This window comes from Roseibium sp. QJM3NY_11, assembly GCF_056173175.1.
Genome location: NZ_CM149660.1, coordinates 1,934,457 through 1,947,895, shown reverse-complemented (window position 1 = coordinate 1,947,895; position 13,439 = coordinate 1,934,457). Strand labels below are relative to the sequence as shown.

The following is a 13,439-nucleotide window of genomic DNA, read 5'->3' as shown; positions in this document are numbered from 1 at the left end:
ACAGTTTCAAAAAGGATCGGCGTTCCGTTGTTCTCATGATCTCATGTGAACGCGGGCTGATCGGGGATTACAGGGAAAATTGGGGTCAGCACATGATCAAGGAATTTCGCGATTTCATTGCCAAGGGCAATGTCATGGATCTTGCCGTCGGTATCATCATCGGCGCGGCATTCACCGCCATCGTCTCAAGTCTTGTCGGCGATCTCATCAATCCCGTCATCGGGCTCGTGCTCGGCGGGATCGATTTCACGTCGATGTTTGTCGTTCTGTCCGGTGATGTGCCCGCGGGCACCAGCCTGACGGCCGCCCGTGAAAGCGGCGCGGCGGTATTCGCCTACGGCGCGTTTCTCACCGCCTGCATCAATTTCCTGATCATCGCCTTCGTGGTGTTCATGCTCGTCCGGACCGTCAACAACATCAAGGCCGCCGCCGAGAAGCCGGACGATGTCGAACCCGAAGTCGAAACCGGTCCGTCGGAACTGGACATCCTGATCGACATCCGCGACCAGCTCCGCGGCGGTGCGGGTCCGTCCAGGTAACAGCCGCCGTCAACATCGGCCCGGCGGCCGTCCCGGCCGCCCCATACCTTCAGGCCCCGCGCGGAACAGGCGCCGGGCCGGAAGGTCTTGGGGGCAGCCGGGCGCCGCCATCCTGCCGTCCGGCGATTGCCGGCCGGACGCAATTCAGCCCATCTCGCCTTCAAGCGCAGCTCACACCTTGAAGCCGCGCCCGCGCCCTCGTAAAAGGGGGCACTTGGATCAGCAATGGGTGACACAATGCTCGGCAAGATTTTCAAATCCCTGTTCGGGTCGTCTGCGGAGGGCGGAAAAAGCAGCTCCGAGGCCGTCACGCTCGACTATGACGGCTACATGATCATCGCGGACCCCCAGTCGGCCAATGGCCAGTATCAGGTCTCCGGCCGGATAGAGAAGCAGGTCGGCGAAACGACGAAGGTGCATACCTTCATCCGCGCGGACACGCTGCCCGATGCGGAAGGCGCGGCCGCCGAGATGATCCGCAAGGCGAAAATGTTGATTGACCAGCAGGGCGATAGCATATTCGATTGATGCTGCGGTCAGTTGGACCACACCGGCGATGCCGCCCTGCAGCGCCCCCAGGCGCTCCGGGTGCGGGAAACGGATGCCGGTGGCTGCGCTTGCCCGCCACAAGCACCCTCGCTCCGCCTCCTATGCGAAAGCCGACATGAAACGAAATATTGTTCTGAGCCTGCCCAATCTTCTGACCTACGGGCGCATTCTGGCAGTCCCGGCTGTGGCATTCTGCTTCTATTTTGAAGGCAACACCGCCCGCTGGATCGCTCTTGGCCTGTTTGTCATTGCCGCGATCACGGATTTCTTCGACGGTTATCTGGCCCGCGCCTGGCAACAGCAGTCCGCGCTCGGCCGGATGCTGGACCCGATCGCGGACAAGTTGCTGGTCTCCGTGAGCCTGCTGATGCTGGCCGGCGACGGCACCATCGGCGGCTGGTCCATGATTGCCGCCATCATCATCCTGTGCCGCGAGATCCTGGTGTCGGGCCTGCGCGAATTCCTGGCAGAATTGCAGGTGTCCGTCCCGGTGACCCAGCTTGCCAAGTGGAAGACCACGGTGCAGCTGATCGCCATCGCCTTTCTTCTGGCAGGCCCTGCAGGCGATACGGTGTTCGCCTACACCACGGATCTGGGGCTGGTCGCGCTTTGGCTGGCTGCTATCCTTACCCTATATACGGGCTACGACTATTTCCGCGCGGGCATCGGTCACCTGATCACCGAATAGGTCGCTGCTCCGCTACTGAACACCTGTCACCGGGAGGCCTCATGAACATTCGCTATTTCGCCTGGGTCCGCGAACGGGTCGGCGTCGAGGAAGAAACCATCGAGGTTCCGGCCTCCGTCGCCACCGTCGCCGACCTGATCGCGCATCTGAAAACGCTCGACGAGACCTACGCGGCCGCCTTCGACGAAGAGGACGCCATTCGGGTGGCGCTCGACCAGGTTCATGTGGAGGCTGATACCGTCCTTGGCGACGCCAGGGAAATCGCTTTCTTTCCACCGATGACCGGCGGCTGACCCCATGACCGTCACCCCGCTTGTTCGTGTCCAGCTAGAAGACTTCGACGCACAGGCCGAAGCAGGACGCCTGACCGAGGGCCGCAGGGATGTCGGCGCCCTGGTCACCTTCACCGGTCTCTGCCGGGACGAGGCGGGAACCCTGAGCGCCCTTGAACTGGAACATTATCCCGGCATGGCCGAGGCCGAACTTGGCCGTATCGCCGACGAAGCCATCAGCCGCTGGCCTCTCACAGGCCTGACCGTGATCCACCGGCACGGACGGATCCGGCCCGGCGAGAACATCGTTCTGGTGATCGCCGCCTCCTCGCACCGCCGCGCGGCCTTCGAGGCGGCCGATTTCCTGATGGATTTCCTGAAAACCCGCGCCCCGTTCTGGAAGAAGGAACACCTTGTCCAGGCCGAAGACGGGACCGGGGAAGGCGACGGCAACCGGACCAGCGCCTGGGTGGAGGCCAGCACGAGGGACAGCGCGGACGCCGACCGCTGGACCTGAAGACGTCAAGAGCGTAAACTGAAGGCCTTTCCCGCCGCGATCCGGCCCCGATCCGGCAACTTCCCCCGACGATGCATCCTTCGGCTTTCCGGCCGCCATCCTTTTGAATTGGTCCCGAACCCGTGACACACGACAGTGACTCCCCTCATGCGGACACGGCGCGATCCGCCGCAGACCAGGCTTCCTCCGGCGGCAATGCCGAAATCCTGCGCGAGCCCGGAATTCCGTTCACGGAATTTGTCGCGATCATCGCCATGATCATGGCCCTGAACGCCATGGCGATCGACGTGATGCTGCCGGCCCTGCCGGCCATCGGCGATGCCCTGAACATCGTCGAGGAAAACAACCGTCAGCTGATCCTGCTGTCCTATCTGATCGGGTTCGGCGGGGCCCAGCTCTTCTTCGGGCCGGTCACGGATGCGTTCGGACGGCGGCGCATCCTCGTCGGCGGCCTTGCCCTCTACAGCCTGGGAAGCGTCGCCGCGATTTTCGCCATGGATCTGGACACGCTGCTGGCCGCCCGTATCCTGCAGGGCATCGGCTGCGCGGCGGCCCGTGTCGCCGCGCTGTCCGTCGTGCGCGACTGTTACAGCGGCAGAAGCATGGGCAAGGTGATGTCGCTCGTGATGATGGTGTTCATGGCCGTGCCAGTGATCGCCCCGTCGATCGGCCAGGCGGTGCTGCTCGTCGCCGGCTGGCACTGGATTTTCGCCCTGCTGCTGTTGTCAGGCGTCGCGGTCCTGATCTGGTCGGCGCTCAGAATGCCGGAAACCCTGCCCCCGGAAAGTCGCCGGCCGATGGTGCTGGCCACCATCACCAGCGCCTACCGGACAGCGCTGACAACCCGCATCGCATTGGGCTACACGGTTGGGACCGCGTTCGTCTTCGGCGGGCTGTTTTCCTTCCTGGCCATGTCTCAGCAGATCTTCGTCGACATCTTCGGTCTCGGCACCCTGTTCCCGATCGTCTTCGCCGCAGTCGCGGTCACTATGGCCGCCGCGTCTTTTACCAACGCCCAGCTGGTGGAAGCCATCGGCATGCGCCGCCTGTCCCACGGCGCTGTCGTAATCTACACCGTCCTCGGTCTCGCTATTGCGCTCGTCCCCGCCTTTGGGCAGGAAAACTTCTGGCTGTTTCTGGTACTGGCAACGGCGGCCATGACCAGCTTCGGCTTCGTCGGGGCCAATTTCAACGCCATGGCCATGGAGCCCCTCGGCGCCATCGCCGGGACCGCCTCCTCCGTCATCGGCACCATCAGCACCCTTGGCGGCGCGCTTCTGGGGTACGTCATGGGGCAATTGTTCGACGGCACGACCCTGCCCCTGGGCCTTGCCTTTTTCCTCTACGGTCTTGGCGCTATCGGCTGCATCCTTTATGCCGAGCGCGGCCGGATGTTCAATGCGCAGCACGACAAGTCGGCCACCGGCTGACACCTGCAGGCAGGCTCCGGCCCGCCTGCGTTTCTGGCGGTGTTTGGCGGTGTTTGGCGGCGTCTGGCGATCACGCCCCGATTTCGATACCGATCTTGCCGACAAAGGATTTGTCCAGAAAGGCTTCCTGCGCCTTGCGCAGGTCCTTCAGAGGATAGGTCGCGGCCACGACCGGACGGATATCCCCGGCCTCGATGTAACCGACCAGGTCGGTAAATACATTCGACGCCTGAAGCGTGCTGCCGATCAGGGTCAGGTCATGAAGATAGAGCGTACGCAGGTCCAGCTCGACGATCGGACCCGCGATTGCCCCGGACGTGACGTACCGCCCGCCGTTGCGCAGCGCTTCGATGAGGCCGGGCCAGCGCGGTCCGCCGACCAGGTCGAGGATCACGTCGAAGGCCCCTTTCGGCAGATCCGCGTCCCGGCTCAGGGTTTCATCGGCACCCAGCGCCTTCAGGTCAGCCGCCTTTGACGGACTGGTCAGAGCCGTCACATGCGCGCCCCGCCGCCTGGCAAGCTGGATCGCCGCGGAGCCGACACCACCCGATGCGCCCGTGATCAGCACACGTTCGGCGCCGACGCCACCACGCTGGATCATCCCTTCTGCGGTCGAGAAAGCACACGGGAAAGATGCCAGTTCGACATCGCTCAGACCGGAGACGACCTTGATCGCCTCGCTCGAACGCGCCTTCGTGAATTCGGCGAACCCGCCGTCGCATTCCGAACCGAACGTCCAGACAACGGGATCGCCGCTGTCATCCGTCCCACCGTCAGCGGGCACGGTCTGTATCGTCCGCACCAGCACCCGCTCCCTGACCCGCCCCTCGGCAACGCCGTCGCCCACGGCTACGATTTCACCGCAGCAATCCGCACCCTGGATCCTCGGAAACCCCAATGGTTTGCCTGACCACGCGCCATCGTCGTTGCTGTCGCCGCCATAGCCGCCTGTCGCACCGGAAGCGGTGTCGCCGCGCACGGCTTTGGAATACCAGCCCGTACGGGTGTTGATATCGGTGTTGTTCACCGAGGCCGCACCGACCCGGATCAGAACCTCGCCCTTTTCCGGCACCGGGACCGGCAGGTCCTCACGCCAGACCAGTTTCTCCAGTCCGCCATGGCCTGTCAGAACCATACCTTGCATCGTTTGCGGGAGCGTCATGCGGTCACCTTCAGTAGAATGATTGTTCTACTTGCCTTGGTAGAACAATCATTCTACCAATGTCAACCATGACCGATACGATGACCAGAATTGCCTCCGGGCTGGAACGGGCGTTCGCGGAACACGGGTTTGCGGCGCCAAGTGTCGGCCATCTGCGCGACGCCGCCGGCGTCAGCCTGCGCACGCTCTACAAATACACGCCCTCGCGCGAGGAAATGGTCTATGCCGCCCTGGAACACCGGAACCGGCGTTATCTGGAGCAGGTCTTCGGCAACCTGCCGGCAGATCCCGGCAGCGCTCTGGATGCAATTTTCGACCGGGTCGGTGACTGGATGCGTTCTGAAACCACGAGAGGATGTCTGTTTCACGCAGCGGTGGCGTCCGCCCCGCAGGATGACCGGCTTGTCGATCTCTTGCAGAGCCACAAGGCGGAAATGGCACGGCTCGCGTCCCGCGCTGCACGGCTCTGCGGCAGGGAAGTCGAATTGACGCTGATCATCGAGGGACTGACACAGACCTGGCCGCTCCACGGCAAGACCGCCGTCGAAAGCGCCAAGAAGCTTGGCCGCATGCTGCAGGGCTCTGCGTGAATCTGTCTTGAAAACAAAAAAGGCGGGCCTGGGCCCGCCTCAACTTGTCGACCAACTCTCAGTTGGTCTTTCCGGACAAGTGCAGCAACGCTGCGCGCTGATCCGGAACCCGGCATGTCAGCGCGAGCGAAAGTGAGCACCAGAACAAGTCAAATATCTGAAATTAAGAGTTAAAGACGCGCTTGTGGCGCGACGTAAGCGCTGGTTTCCGGCTCTGGCCATGCAGCTGCGCTGCAGACCGGCCGGAATGACCCCGCGGGTTTGTCAGCAGTCTGAGGCGGGCCTGGGCCCGCCTTCCCTGAAGTTTCCGTCCGTCAGCCGGCAACCGCCTGGAGCGCAGGCTCTTGCGGACGCACCACCGTGTCATAATCGATCATCAGGGTCTTGATGATCTCGCCGACTTCATAGGTGTTGCCGTCGATCTCGGAGACCGGCGTGACTTCCGCCGCGGTTCCCGTGACGAAGCACTGTTCAAAGTCCTTCAGTTCGTCCGGCAGGATCGTCCGCTCGACCACTTCGATGCCGCGGTCCCGTGCCAGGCCGATCACCGTGCGGCGGGTGATGCCGTCCAGGAAACAGTCGGGCGTCGGCGTGTGGATCTTGCCGTCCTTGACGAAGAACACGTTGGCGCCGGTCGCCTCAGCCACCTGGCCACGCCAGTCGAGCATCAGGGCGTCGGTATAGCCCTTGGCCTCGGCGGCATGTTTCGAAATCGTGCAGATCATGTAGAGCCCTGCCGCCTTCGCCTTGTAGGGGGCGGTTCTCGGATCGGGGCGCCGGTAGTCCGCAAGATCGAGGCGAATGCCCTTCAATCGTTCTTCCGGCTTGAAATAGCTCGGCCATTCCCAGGCGGCAATCGCCAGGTGAATGGTGTTCTTCTGGGCGGAGATCCCCATCATCTCGCTGCCGCGCCAGGCGACGGGGCGAATATAGGCGTCGGTCAGCTTCATGCGCGCAAGTGTTTCTTCCTTCGCGGCATTGATCTGTTCGGCCGTCCAGGGAATGTCGAAGCCGAGCATGCGCCCGGACGCCAGCAGACGCTCGGTGTGCTCTTCGGATTTGAAGATCCGGCCGCCATAGGCCCGTTCGCCTTCAAACACACTGCTGCCGTAATGCAGCCCGTGGCTCAGCACGTGCAGTTTCGCTTCCGACCAGGGAACGAAGGTACCGTCGTACCAGATATCCCCACTCAGCTGGTCAAAAGGCGTTCCAGCCATCTTCTTTCTCCCGCGCGTTCTTTGAACGCAAATTGTTTTAACGTCAGCAGAGGCGAATGACGCCAAAGACTTGCGCCGGTTTCACCGCTGTATTTTTTGCACAGCACGCCAACTATCGGTATCCTGATGGTCACGGCGATGTTGATTGGATTCGTTTAGCATCTGATGCGTGAAAATGCACCTGAAAGACCGATCATTTCGTTCGTGACCGTATACAAGTAACAATCGACCAGAATTATGTCAATATGACTGACGTAAATTTCAAGCCGGCCCAGACCCTGCCCAGGCAGGACCCGGATGCCGAACAACCGGACCGACCGGAGACAGAGGACGGCGCCGCGCTGACCTATGACCTGATCGAGCTGCTGTTCTTCGCCTATCGCGATTTCACCGGGGATCCGGACGATGTGCTGGCCGAATACGATTTCGGCCGCGCCCATCACCGGGTGCTGCATTTCGTCGAACGCAATCCGGGCATCATGGTGACGGATCTCCTCGGCATTCTGGGCATCACCAAACAGAGCCTCGGCCGCGTGCTGAAACAACTGGTCGATGCCGGCATCGTCGAGCAGCGCGAGGGCCACCACGACCGCCGCCAGCGGCTGCTGTACACCACCGAACGCGGCCACGCCCTGGCCACCGATCTGGCTCTGCTGCAGCAAAAACGCCTTGAGCGCGCCCTAATTGGATTGCCTGATGGCAGCGACGAGATCATCCGCACATTTCTGCTACAGATGATCGATCCCGAGATGCGCCCGGAAATTCTGCAACTGATCCGCAGTTCCTTCGACCTGAAAGCCGCGGACTGAACACGGCGCTGCCCGACAAGGATTGTTTTGAAGACATGAACACCCAGGTGCCTGACGACAACGCCAACCACATCCTGCTGGTGGACGACGACAAGCGGATCAGGGACCTCCTCTCAAGGCTGCTGAAGGAGAACGGATACCGTGTCACCACGGCGGCGAACGCGGCCGATGCCCGCAGATGTCTCGCCGGACTGGAATTCGACATGATCATTCTCGACGTGATGATGCCCGGTGAGACCGGCCTGCAACTGGCGGCCGCTCTCAGACGGGACTCCCAGATCCCCATTCTCATGCTCACCGCCCGGTCCGAGGCGCCCGACCGCATTGCCGGCCTGGAGGCCGGTGTCGACGACTACCTGTCCAAACCCTTCGAACCGCGCGAACTGATGCTGCGCACCGCTGCCATTCTTCGCCGCGGCAACCAGCAGCCCGTGATCGCCAGGGAGGAAATCCACTTCGGTCCGTTCGCCTTCAATGCGGCGCGGGGCGAACTCAAGAACGGCGATGCCATGGTGCGCCTGACGGACCGGGAAAAGCAGATCCTGTCGATCTTCGCCGAACAGCCTGGCGCAACGGTCCCCCGGCACAAGATCGTCGGCGGCGACAGCGGCCTCGGCGAACGCACCGTCGATGTCCAGATCAACCGTCTCAGGCGGAAGATCGAGACCGATCCGGGCAATCCGGTCTACCTGCAGACGGTCCGGGGCATCGGCTACCGGCTGGCCTGCGACTGACCCGGATGAAGATGACCGATCCTGGCGCCTGGTTCCGGCGCCTCCCGCTTTCCGCACCGATGAAGCCTCTGCTTGCCACCTACCGGCAGGTCTCGCGGCTGATGTACCGCATCATGCCGAAGGGTCTTTATACCCGCACCTTCCTGATCATCGTCGCACCGATCGTGATCCTGCAGTCGGTCCTGGTATTCGTCTTCATGGAGCGGCACTACCAGCTGGTGTCCCAGCGCATGTCCGAGGCGGTCGTGCGCGACATCGCCGCCGTGGTCTACGTCCTGGACAATTATCCGCAGGACCCGGACAACAGCCGGATCGAGGAACTCTCCTCGCGCGCGCTCGGCATGTCGATGACCGTCACCCCGCTCGAGCCGCTGCCGCCGCCGACGCCAAAGCCGTTTTTCAACGTCATCGATCAGGAACTGAGCAAGGCCATCAGCCAGAAGATCGGCAAGCCGTTCTGGATCGATACGGTCGGACGGTCCCGTTTTGTCGAGATCCGCATCCAGCTCGACAACGCCATCTTGAAGATCTTCACCCGGCGCAGCCAGACCTATGCCTCCAACTCCCATATCTTCCTTGTCTGGATGTTCTCCACGTCGCTGGTGCTGGTGATCATCGCGCTGTTGTTCCTGCGCAACCAGATCCGGCCGATCGTGCGCCTGGCCAATGCCGCCGAAGCCTTCGGCAAGGGCCGGCCGGTGGAAAATTTCCGCGCCAGTGGTGCGCGCGAGGTGCGCCGGGCCAGCCTGGCCTTCATCGACATGCGCCGGCGCATCGAACGGCAGATCGAGCAGCGCACCACGATGCTCGCGGGGGTCAGCCATGACCTGCGCACCATTCTCACCCGCCTGCGCCTGCAACTCGCCTTTGTCGGTCCGTCCCCGGAAAGCGAGGCCATGCGCAAGGATGTCGACGAGATGAGCCACATGCTGGAGGACTACCTCGCCTTCGCCAGCGGCGACGGCGACGAGGACATCGAGCAGACCGACATGGCCCTGCTTCTGGAAGAACTGGAAGAGGAGGCCGAAATCTCCGGAAACGATGTCACCACGCGCTTCGAAGGCCCCGCGGAGGTCGAAGTCCGGCGTCTTTCGATGAAGCGCTGCCTGTCCAACCTCATCACCAATGGCTCCAAATACGGCCACCGTGTCGAGGTCTCCGGCAAGATCGAGAAAAACTGGCTCACTGTCCTCATCGACGATGACGGCCCCGGCATTGCCGAGGACCAGCGCGAGGCAGCCTTCCGGGCGTTCCACCGTCTTGATCTGGCCCGGAACATGGACGAGACCGGCAGCGGCCTCGGCCTCGCCATCGCCCGCGACATCGCCCGCGGCCACGGCGGCAACGTCTACCTCGAAGACAGCCCCCTTGGCGGCCTCAGGGCGCGGGTCAGGGTGCCGGCGTAAGGGCTGCTAGTAGAGCCGTCCCCCGACCGGCACGTCCTTGTCCGGGGTCAGCAGCACCACCTCACCGTCCTCGTCCGGAACTCCGAGGGTCAGGACCTCGGATCTGACCGGACCAATCTGGCGCGGCGGGAAGTTGACCACCGCCATCACCAGTTTGCCGGTCAATTCATCGGGCGTATAATGCTTCGTGATCTGCGCGGAGGTTTTCTTGATGCCGATTTCAGATCCGAAATCGATCCGCATCTTGTAGGCCGGCTTGCGCGCCTCCGGAAATTCCTCGGCCTCGATAATGCGGCCGACGCGCACATCCACCTTCAGAAAATCGTCAAAACTGATCTGATCGCTCAAGAATTCATCCCCTTGTTGTGACGCGACCATCGCCGGTCACCGGGACCTGTGCAAGGGGCAGCCGCAACTGAACCGCCCGATGCGATAGACCCCTCGCCTTCACGCACCCGCAGGCGCTTCACCGTCAAGGTCTGCGTCGGGGCCGGTTTCATGGTTCCGGTCCTTCCAGCGCCCGCGTCCGCCGGCAGCTTTTTTCAGGAACGAACGCACGCCCCTGGCAAAACCTTCCAGACCGTTCAGGCGTTTCATGAGGTCGGATCCCCGGTCGAGTTCTTTGTCGAGCCGCGCCATCGTGCGCGGCATGCCCTCATCCTCTTCGTCCAGCCAGACGCCGACGACACGGCCGAACGCGATCGCCAGGGCCCGCGCCACGACCGTCGCCTTCACGCCGGACACGTCGATCCCGGAGGCGATCAACATCCATTTCTGGGAACGCGCCGCGATCCGGTTGAATTCAAGCGCCACTGCAGGGTCATGGCGGGCGGCCTGATGCAGCGCACGCACGGCCTCCCGGTGTTCTGCCAGAGCGTCGATCCGGGTCATGAGCACGTCGAACAGGCGGTCGCGCGGCGGCTGGTCGCCCATATCGTCGTCGCGACCGTCCAGCACCGTCTTGTCGATCTTCTCCGCGAATGCGGCGACAAGCTGCGCCTTGGATGCAAAGGCACCGCGCATGTCCGACAGCTTCACCTTGGCGGTTTCGGCGATCAGCGTCAGGGAGACATCCTCGTAGGGATGAACGGACACAAGGTCCAGGAACGTCTGCAGAATCTTCTGCCGGGTCTTCGCGGTCGCCATGAAACGGCCTCCAGGTTTCTGATGTTCCGAACATAGGAAGCCGATGGCACCAGGGGAAGGGCGGCAGAGCGCCGCGGAGCCGATATCGGACCGGGCATCCGGCAGTTGCGCACCTTCTTTCTTGCCCTGTCGGACGGAACCGCATCGCCGGCCAGGGCGTTGACCGGGGGTAGGATGCGATGCCGACTTGGTCCTCCGGGCCCGCCACGCCCTAGGGATTTCCTGGTGGCTCGCGATCCTTCGACAACAGACCCATGGCGGGATCCGCCGAAAACCGTCCCCTGCCCGGACGACCACCCCGAGGAGACACATGCGATGAAAACCCTGGCTGATGCATTTGAACACACGCTGCAGGATATTTACTACGCCGAGCAGCAACCCGTGAAGACCATGCCGAAACTTCAGGAAGCGGCCAACGGCAAGAAACTGAAGGATTCGATCGGCGAACACCTCGAGGAGACCAGGACCCAGGTCAAAACCCTAGAAAAGGTCTTCAAGTCGATCGGCAAGACGGCCTCAGGCGAAAAATGCGACGCCATCGAAGGCCTCCTGAAGGAAACCGACGGCATTCTGAAGGAAGCCAGCGGAACCGCGAAGAACGCCGCGCTGGTCGCGGCCTGCCAGGCTGTCGAACATTACGAGATCGCCCGCTACGGCACGCTCAGGGAATGGGCCAAGGTTCTCGGTTTCGATGAAGCGCACGATCTTCTGACCGGCATTCTCGATCAGGAAAAAGCCGCCAACAGCAAACTCACCGGTCTGGCCGTCTCGGCCATCAACGAGCAGTAAACGTCTGACCGCACGGGGTGGAACGCGCACTCAAAGGCGCGTTCCACCCCGTGCCACAGCGCGAAGTGGTGTCAGTCGGCCAGCTCTCTTGCCCGTCTGGCGGCAGCGGCAACAGCCGCGGTCATGACCGGCTGAAGGCCATCGCCGGACATCAGCACGTCCAGCGCCGCAGCGGTGGTGCCGTTGGGACTGGTGACGTTCTTCCTCAGCGTTGCCGGCGTGTCGCCGGACCGGTGCATCAGTTCACCGGCGCCGCAGACAGTGGCAACCGCAAGTTCGCTGGCAAGGTCCTCGGGAAGACCGGCCGCGCGGCCGGCCTCGCTCAGGGCTTCCGCCAGATAGAACACATAGGCAGGACCCGATCCGCTGACCGCGGTCACCAGATCGATCTGGTCCTCGCTGTCCAGCCAGACCACCTTGCCGACGGCCGACAGAAGCCCGTCGACCTCCTGTTTCTGTGCCGCGCTGACTTCATCGGTCGGATAGACCGCCGTGATGCCGCGTTTGACCATGGCGGGGGTGTTCGGCATGCAGCGGCAGACCGGCACCTGGCCGAATTGATCCTGAAATCTGGAAACGGGCGTGCCGGCCGCAACCGACAGGACGAGCGTGTCCGGCTGGACAACGGCTTTGAGCCCCGGCAGCACCTGGTCCATGAGCTGCGGCTTGACGGCGATCAGCACGATCGACGGCCGCAGATCCTCTCCGGCGGAGGTCACGTGACGAATGCCGTGCCGTTTCAGCAGATCTTCCATGTCGGCGGCCAGATGCGGGTCCGACACGACAACCGCATCCGGATCGATGCCATCCGCCATCCAGCCCGACAGCATGGCCCCGCCCATCTTGCCTGCTCCGACAAGAAGGAAGGGGCGCTCCTTTGAAAAAATCATGCTTCTCCCGCAGTTTCGAACAACGCCGTGCTCAACGCTTCCTGCGCCGACTGGCCGGCCCAGACGACGAACTGGAATGCCTGATAGAAACGCTCGCAATTATCAAGGGCATTGGTCAGCATGGCCTCGATCTGCGCCGACGAGGCTTCCGCCCCACCCGACAGAAGCAGGGACTGGCGGAACATCACCACGTTTTCCTTGTTCCACAGGTCGAAGTGGCCCATCCAGAGCTGCTCGTTGACCAGGGCCAGCAGACGAAGCACTTCCGTCTTGCGCAACTCGGTCACTTTCAGGTCGAATGCGCAGGCCAGGTGCAGCGCCTCGACGTCTTCCATCCAGGAAAAGGACACATGATAGTCGCACCAGTTGCCCTCTAGGGAAATGGTGATCTCGTCCTCGTCCGACCGCTCAAAGGCCCAGTCGTTCAAGGCAGCGACAGTCTCTATCATGTCCACGGGGTTGCCAGGTCGCTCGAATTCGATCTCGATGAGGCTCATGATGCCTTCTCCCCTTTCGAGCCGGGGGCCGAATACCCGATCAGGATAACCGGGCGGGCCGCCGGGAAATGTCCCATGCCGGAGGAGCAAAACGCACCTTTGATGGCCCTTTCGAGAACCGGTTCCATCTTGCTCCGACGAATCCCTGTTAACTTCGAGTATAGGAGCAGGAATCACTTGAGGGATACATACCTGACGCTTCTT

General features: G+C 62.5%; 17 protein-coding genes. 11 read left to right on the top strand and 6 right to left on the bottom strand.

Going from position 1 to position 13,439, the window contains the following annotated elements:
- Window positions 1-92: 92 nt before the first annotated feature.
- The 6 genes from mscL (at window position 93) to AC0VX3_RS08880 (ending at window position 3,995) form a co-directional block, all read left to right on the top strand.
- Window positions 93-539 (top strand): large conductance mechanosensitive channel protein MscL, encoded by a 447-nt coding sequence (gene mscL / locus AC0VX3_RS08905; RefSeq protein WP_475524406.1) that lies wholly within the window; start codon window positions 93-95, stop codon window positions 537-539.
- 225 nt (window positions 540-764) lie between these two features.
- The gene (locus tag AC0VX3_RS08900) at window positions 765-1,067 is read left to right on the top strand and encodes an HlyU family transcriptional regulator (protein ID WP_475524405.1); all 303 of its coding nucleotides are present in this window, start codon (window positions 765-767) and stop codon (window positions 1,065-1,067) included.
- A gap of 136 nt (window positions 1,068-1,203) precedes the next feature.
- On the top strand, window positions 1,204-1,776 hold the full coding sequence (pgsA, locus tag AC0VX3_RS08895) for a CDP-diacylglycerol--glycerol-3-phosphate 3-phosphatidyltransferase (protein ID WP_342895398.1): 573 nt from the start codon (window positions 1,204-1,206) through the stop codon (window positions 1,774-1,776).
- Window positions 1,777-1,817: 41 nt separating this feature from the next.
- Complete coding sequence (gene moaD, locus AC0VX3_RS08890; RefSeq protein WP_475524404.1) at window positions 1,818-2,069, top strand: molybdopterin converting factor subunit 1; 252 nt, start codon at window positions 1,818-1,820, stop codon at window positions 2,067-2,069.
- Between the two features lie 4 nt (window positions 2,070-2,073).
- The gene (locus AC0VX3_RS08885) at window positions 2,074-2,565 is read left to right on the top strand and encodes a molybdenum cofactor biosynthesis protein MoaE (RefSeq protein ID WP_475524403.1); all 492 of its coding nucleotides are present in this window, start codon (window positions 2,074-2,076) and stop codon (window positions 2,563-2,565) included.
- Between the two features lie 122 nt (window positions 2,566-2,687).
- Window positions 2,688-3,995: a multidrug effflux MFS transporter gene (locus AC0VX3_RS08880; protein WP_475524402.1), complete on the top strand. Its 1,308-nt coding sequence runs from the start codon at window positions 2,688-2,690 to the stop codon at window positions 3,993-3,995.
- Between the two features lie 70 nt (window positions 3,996-4,065).
- On the opposite strand, the gene AC0VX3_RS08875 is transcribed toward AC0VX3_RS08880, so the two are convergent.
- Window positions 4,066-5,157, bottom strand: a complete 1,092-nt coding sequence (locus AC0VX3_RS08875) for an alcohol dehydrogenase family protein (protein WP_475524401.1) — start codon at window positions 5,155-5,157, stop codon at window positions 4,066-4,068.
- Window positions 5,158-5,225: 68 nt separating this feature from the next.
- Between AC0VX3_RS08875 and AC0VX3_RS08870 the strand changes: the two genes are divergently transcribed.
- On the top strand, window positions 5,226-5,747 hold the full coding sequence (locus AC0VX3_RS08870; protein WP_475524400.1) for a TetR/AcrR family transcriptional regulator: 522 nt from the start codon (window positions 5,226-5,228) through the stop codon (window positions 5,745-5,747).
- Between the two features lie 314 nt (window positions 5,748-6,061).
- On the opposite strand, the gene AC0VX3_RS08865 is transcribed toward AC0VX3_RS08870, so the two are convergent.
- Entirely contained in the window at window positions 6,062-6,964 is a 903-nt protein-coding gene (locus AC0VX3_RS08865; protein WP_475524399.1) for a branched-chain amino acid aminotransferase, read from the bottom strand.
- Window positions 6,965-7,209: 245 nt separating this feature from the next.
- On the opposite strand from AC0VX3_RS08865, the gene AC0VX3_RS08860 reads away from it, so the two are divergent.
- Genes AC0VX3_RS08860 through AC0VX3_RS08850 form a run of 3 tightly spaced genes read left to right on the top strand, consistent with a single transcriptional unit; the run spans window position 7,210 to window position 9,913 of the window.
- Window positions 7,210-7,773, top strand: a complete 564-nt coding sequence (locus tag AC0VX3_RS08860) for a MarR family winged helix-turn-helix transcriptional regulator (RefSeq protein WP_475524398.1) — start codon at window positions 7,210-7,212, stop codon at window positions 7,771-7,773.
- Window positions 7,774-7,808: 35 nt separating this feature from the next.
- Window positions 7,809-8,507, top strand: coding sequence for a response regulator (locus AC0VX3_RS08855; RefSeq protein ID WP_475524397.1), 699 nt, complete (start codon window positions 7,809-7,811; stop codon window positions 8,505-8,507).
- An 11-nt stretch (window positions 8,508-8,518) separates the two neighbouring features.
- Entirely contained in the window at window positions 8,519-9,913 is a 1,395-nt protein-coding gene (locus AC0VX3_RS08850; protein WP_475524396.1) for an ATP-binding protein, read from the top strand.
- Between the two features lie 6 nt (window positions 9,914-9,919).
- On the opposite strand, the gene AC0VX3_RS08845 is transcribed toward AC0VX3_RS08850, so the two are convergent.
- Entirely contained in the window at window positions 9,920-10,291 is a 372-nt protein-coding gene (locus tag AC0VX3_RS08845) for a tRNA-binding protein (RefSeq protein ID WP_475524395.1), read from the bottom strand.
- A gap of 69 nt (window positions 10,292-10,360) precedes the next feature.
- On the bottom strand, window positions 10,361-11,059 hold the full coding sequence (locus AC0VX3_RS08840; RefSeq protein WP_475524394.1) for a TetR/AcrR family transcriptional regulator: 699 nt from the start codon (window positions 11,057-11,059) through the stop codon (window positions 10,361-10,363).
- Between the two features lie 315 nt (window positions 11,060-11,374).
- Here AC0VX3_RS08840 and AC0VX3_RS08835 point away from each other — a divergent pair, with 315 nt between their 5' ends.
- The gene (locus AC0VX3_RS08835) at window positions 11,375-11,848 is read left to right on the top strand and encodes a YciE/YciF ferroxidase family protein (RefSeq protein WP_475524393.1); all 474 of its coding nucleotides are present in this window, start codon (window positions 11,375-11,377) and stop codon (window positions 11,846-11,848) included.
- A 71-nt stretch (window positions 11,849-11,919) separates the two neighbouring features.
- Here AC0VX3_RS08835 and proC read toward each other — a convergent pair whose 3' ends face one another.
- Entirely contained in the window at window positions 11,920-12,738 is an 819-nt protein-coding gene (gene proC / locus AC0VX3_RS08830; RefSeq protein ID WP_475524392.1) for a pyrroline-5-carboxylate reductase, read from the bottom strand.
- The gene (locus AC0VX3_RS08825) at window positions 12,735-13,235 is read right to left on the bottom strand and encodes a type III secretion system chaperone family protein (RefSeq protein WP_342895411.1); all 501 of its coding nucleotides are present in this window, start codon (window positions 13,233-13,235) and stop codon (window positions 12,735-12,737) included. The genes proC and AC0VX3_RS08825 overlap by 4 nt, the downstream gene beginning before the upstream one ends.
- Window positions 13,236-13,439 lie beyond the last annotated feature (204 nt).

Coding starts and splice junctions, on each gene's coding strand:
- mscL (WP_475524406.1), top strand. CDS start 93: ATGATCAAGGAATTTCGCGATTTCATTGCCAAGGGCAATGTCATGGAT.
- AC0VX3_RS08900 (WP_475524405.1), top strand. CDS start 765: ATGGGTGACACAATGCTCGGCAAGATTTTCAAATCCCTGTTCGGGTCG.
- pgsA (WP_342895398.1), top strand. CDS start 1,204: ATGAAACGAAATATTGTTCTGAGCCTGCCCAATCTTCTGACCTACGGG.
- moaD (WP_475524404.1), top strand. CDS start 1,818: ATGAACATTCGCTATTTCGCCTGGGTCCGCGAACGGGTCGGCGTCGAG.
- AC0VX3_RS08885 (WP_475524403.1), top strand. CDS start 2,074: ATGACCGTCACCCCGCTTGTTCGTGTCCAGCTAGAAGACTTCGACGCA.
- AC0VX3_RS08875 (WP_475524401.1), bottom strand. CDS start 5,157: ATGACGCTCCCGCAAACGATGCAAGGTATGGTTCTGACAGGCCATGGC.
- AC0VX3_RS08870 (WP_475524400.1), top strand. CDS start 5,226: ATGACCGATACGATGACCAGAATTGCCTCCGGGCTGGAACGGGCGTTC.
- AC0VX3_RS08865 (WP_475524399.1), bottom strand. CDS start 6,964: ATGGCTGGAACGCCTTTTGACCAGCTGAGTGGGGATATCTGGTACGAC.
- AC0VX3_RS08860 (WP_475524398.1), top strand. CDS start 7,210: ATGACTGACGTAAATTTCAAGCCGGCCCAGACCCTGCCCAGGCAGGAC.
- AC0VX3_RS08855 (WP_475524397.1), top strand. CDS start 7,809: ATGAACACCCAGGTGCCTGACGACAACGCCAACCACATCCTGCTGGTG.
- AC0VX3_RS08850 (WP_475524396.1), top strand. CDS start 8,519: ATGACCGATCCTGGCGCCTGGTTCCGGCGCCTCCCGCTTTCCGCACCG.
- AC0VX3_RS08845 (WP_475524395.1), bottom strand. CDS start 10,291: ATGGTCGCGTCACAACAAGGGGATGAATTCTTGAGCGATCAGATCAGT.
- AC0VX3_RS08840 (WP_475524394.1), bottom strand. CDS start 11,059: ATGGCGACCGCGAAGACCCGGCAGAAGATTCTGCAGACGTTCCTGGAC.
- AC0VX3_RS08835 (WP_475524393.1), top strand. CDS start 11,375: ATGAAAACCCTGGCTGATGCATTTGAACACACGCTGCAGGATATTTAC.
- proC (WP_475524392.1), bottom strand. CDS start 12,738: ATGATTTTTTCAAAGGAGCGCCCCTTCCTTCTTGTCGGAGCAGGCAAG.
- AC0VX3_RS08825 (WP_342895411.1), bottom strand. CDS start 13,235: ATGAGCCTCATCGAGATCGAATTCGAGCGACCTGGCAACCCCGTGGAC.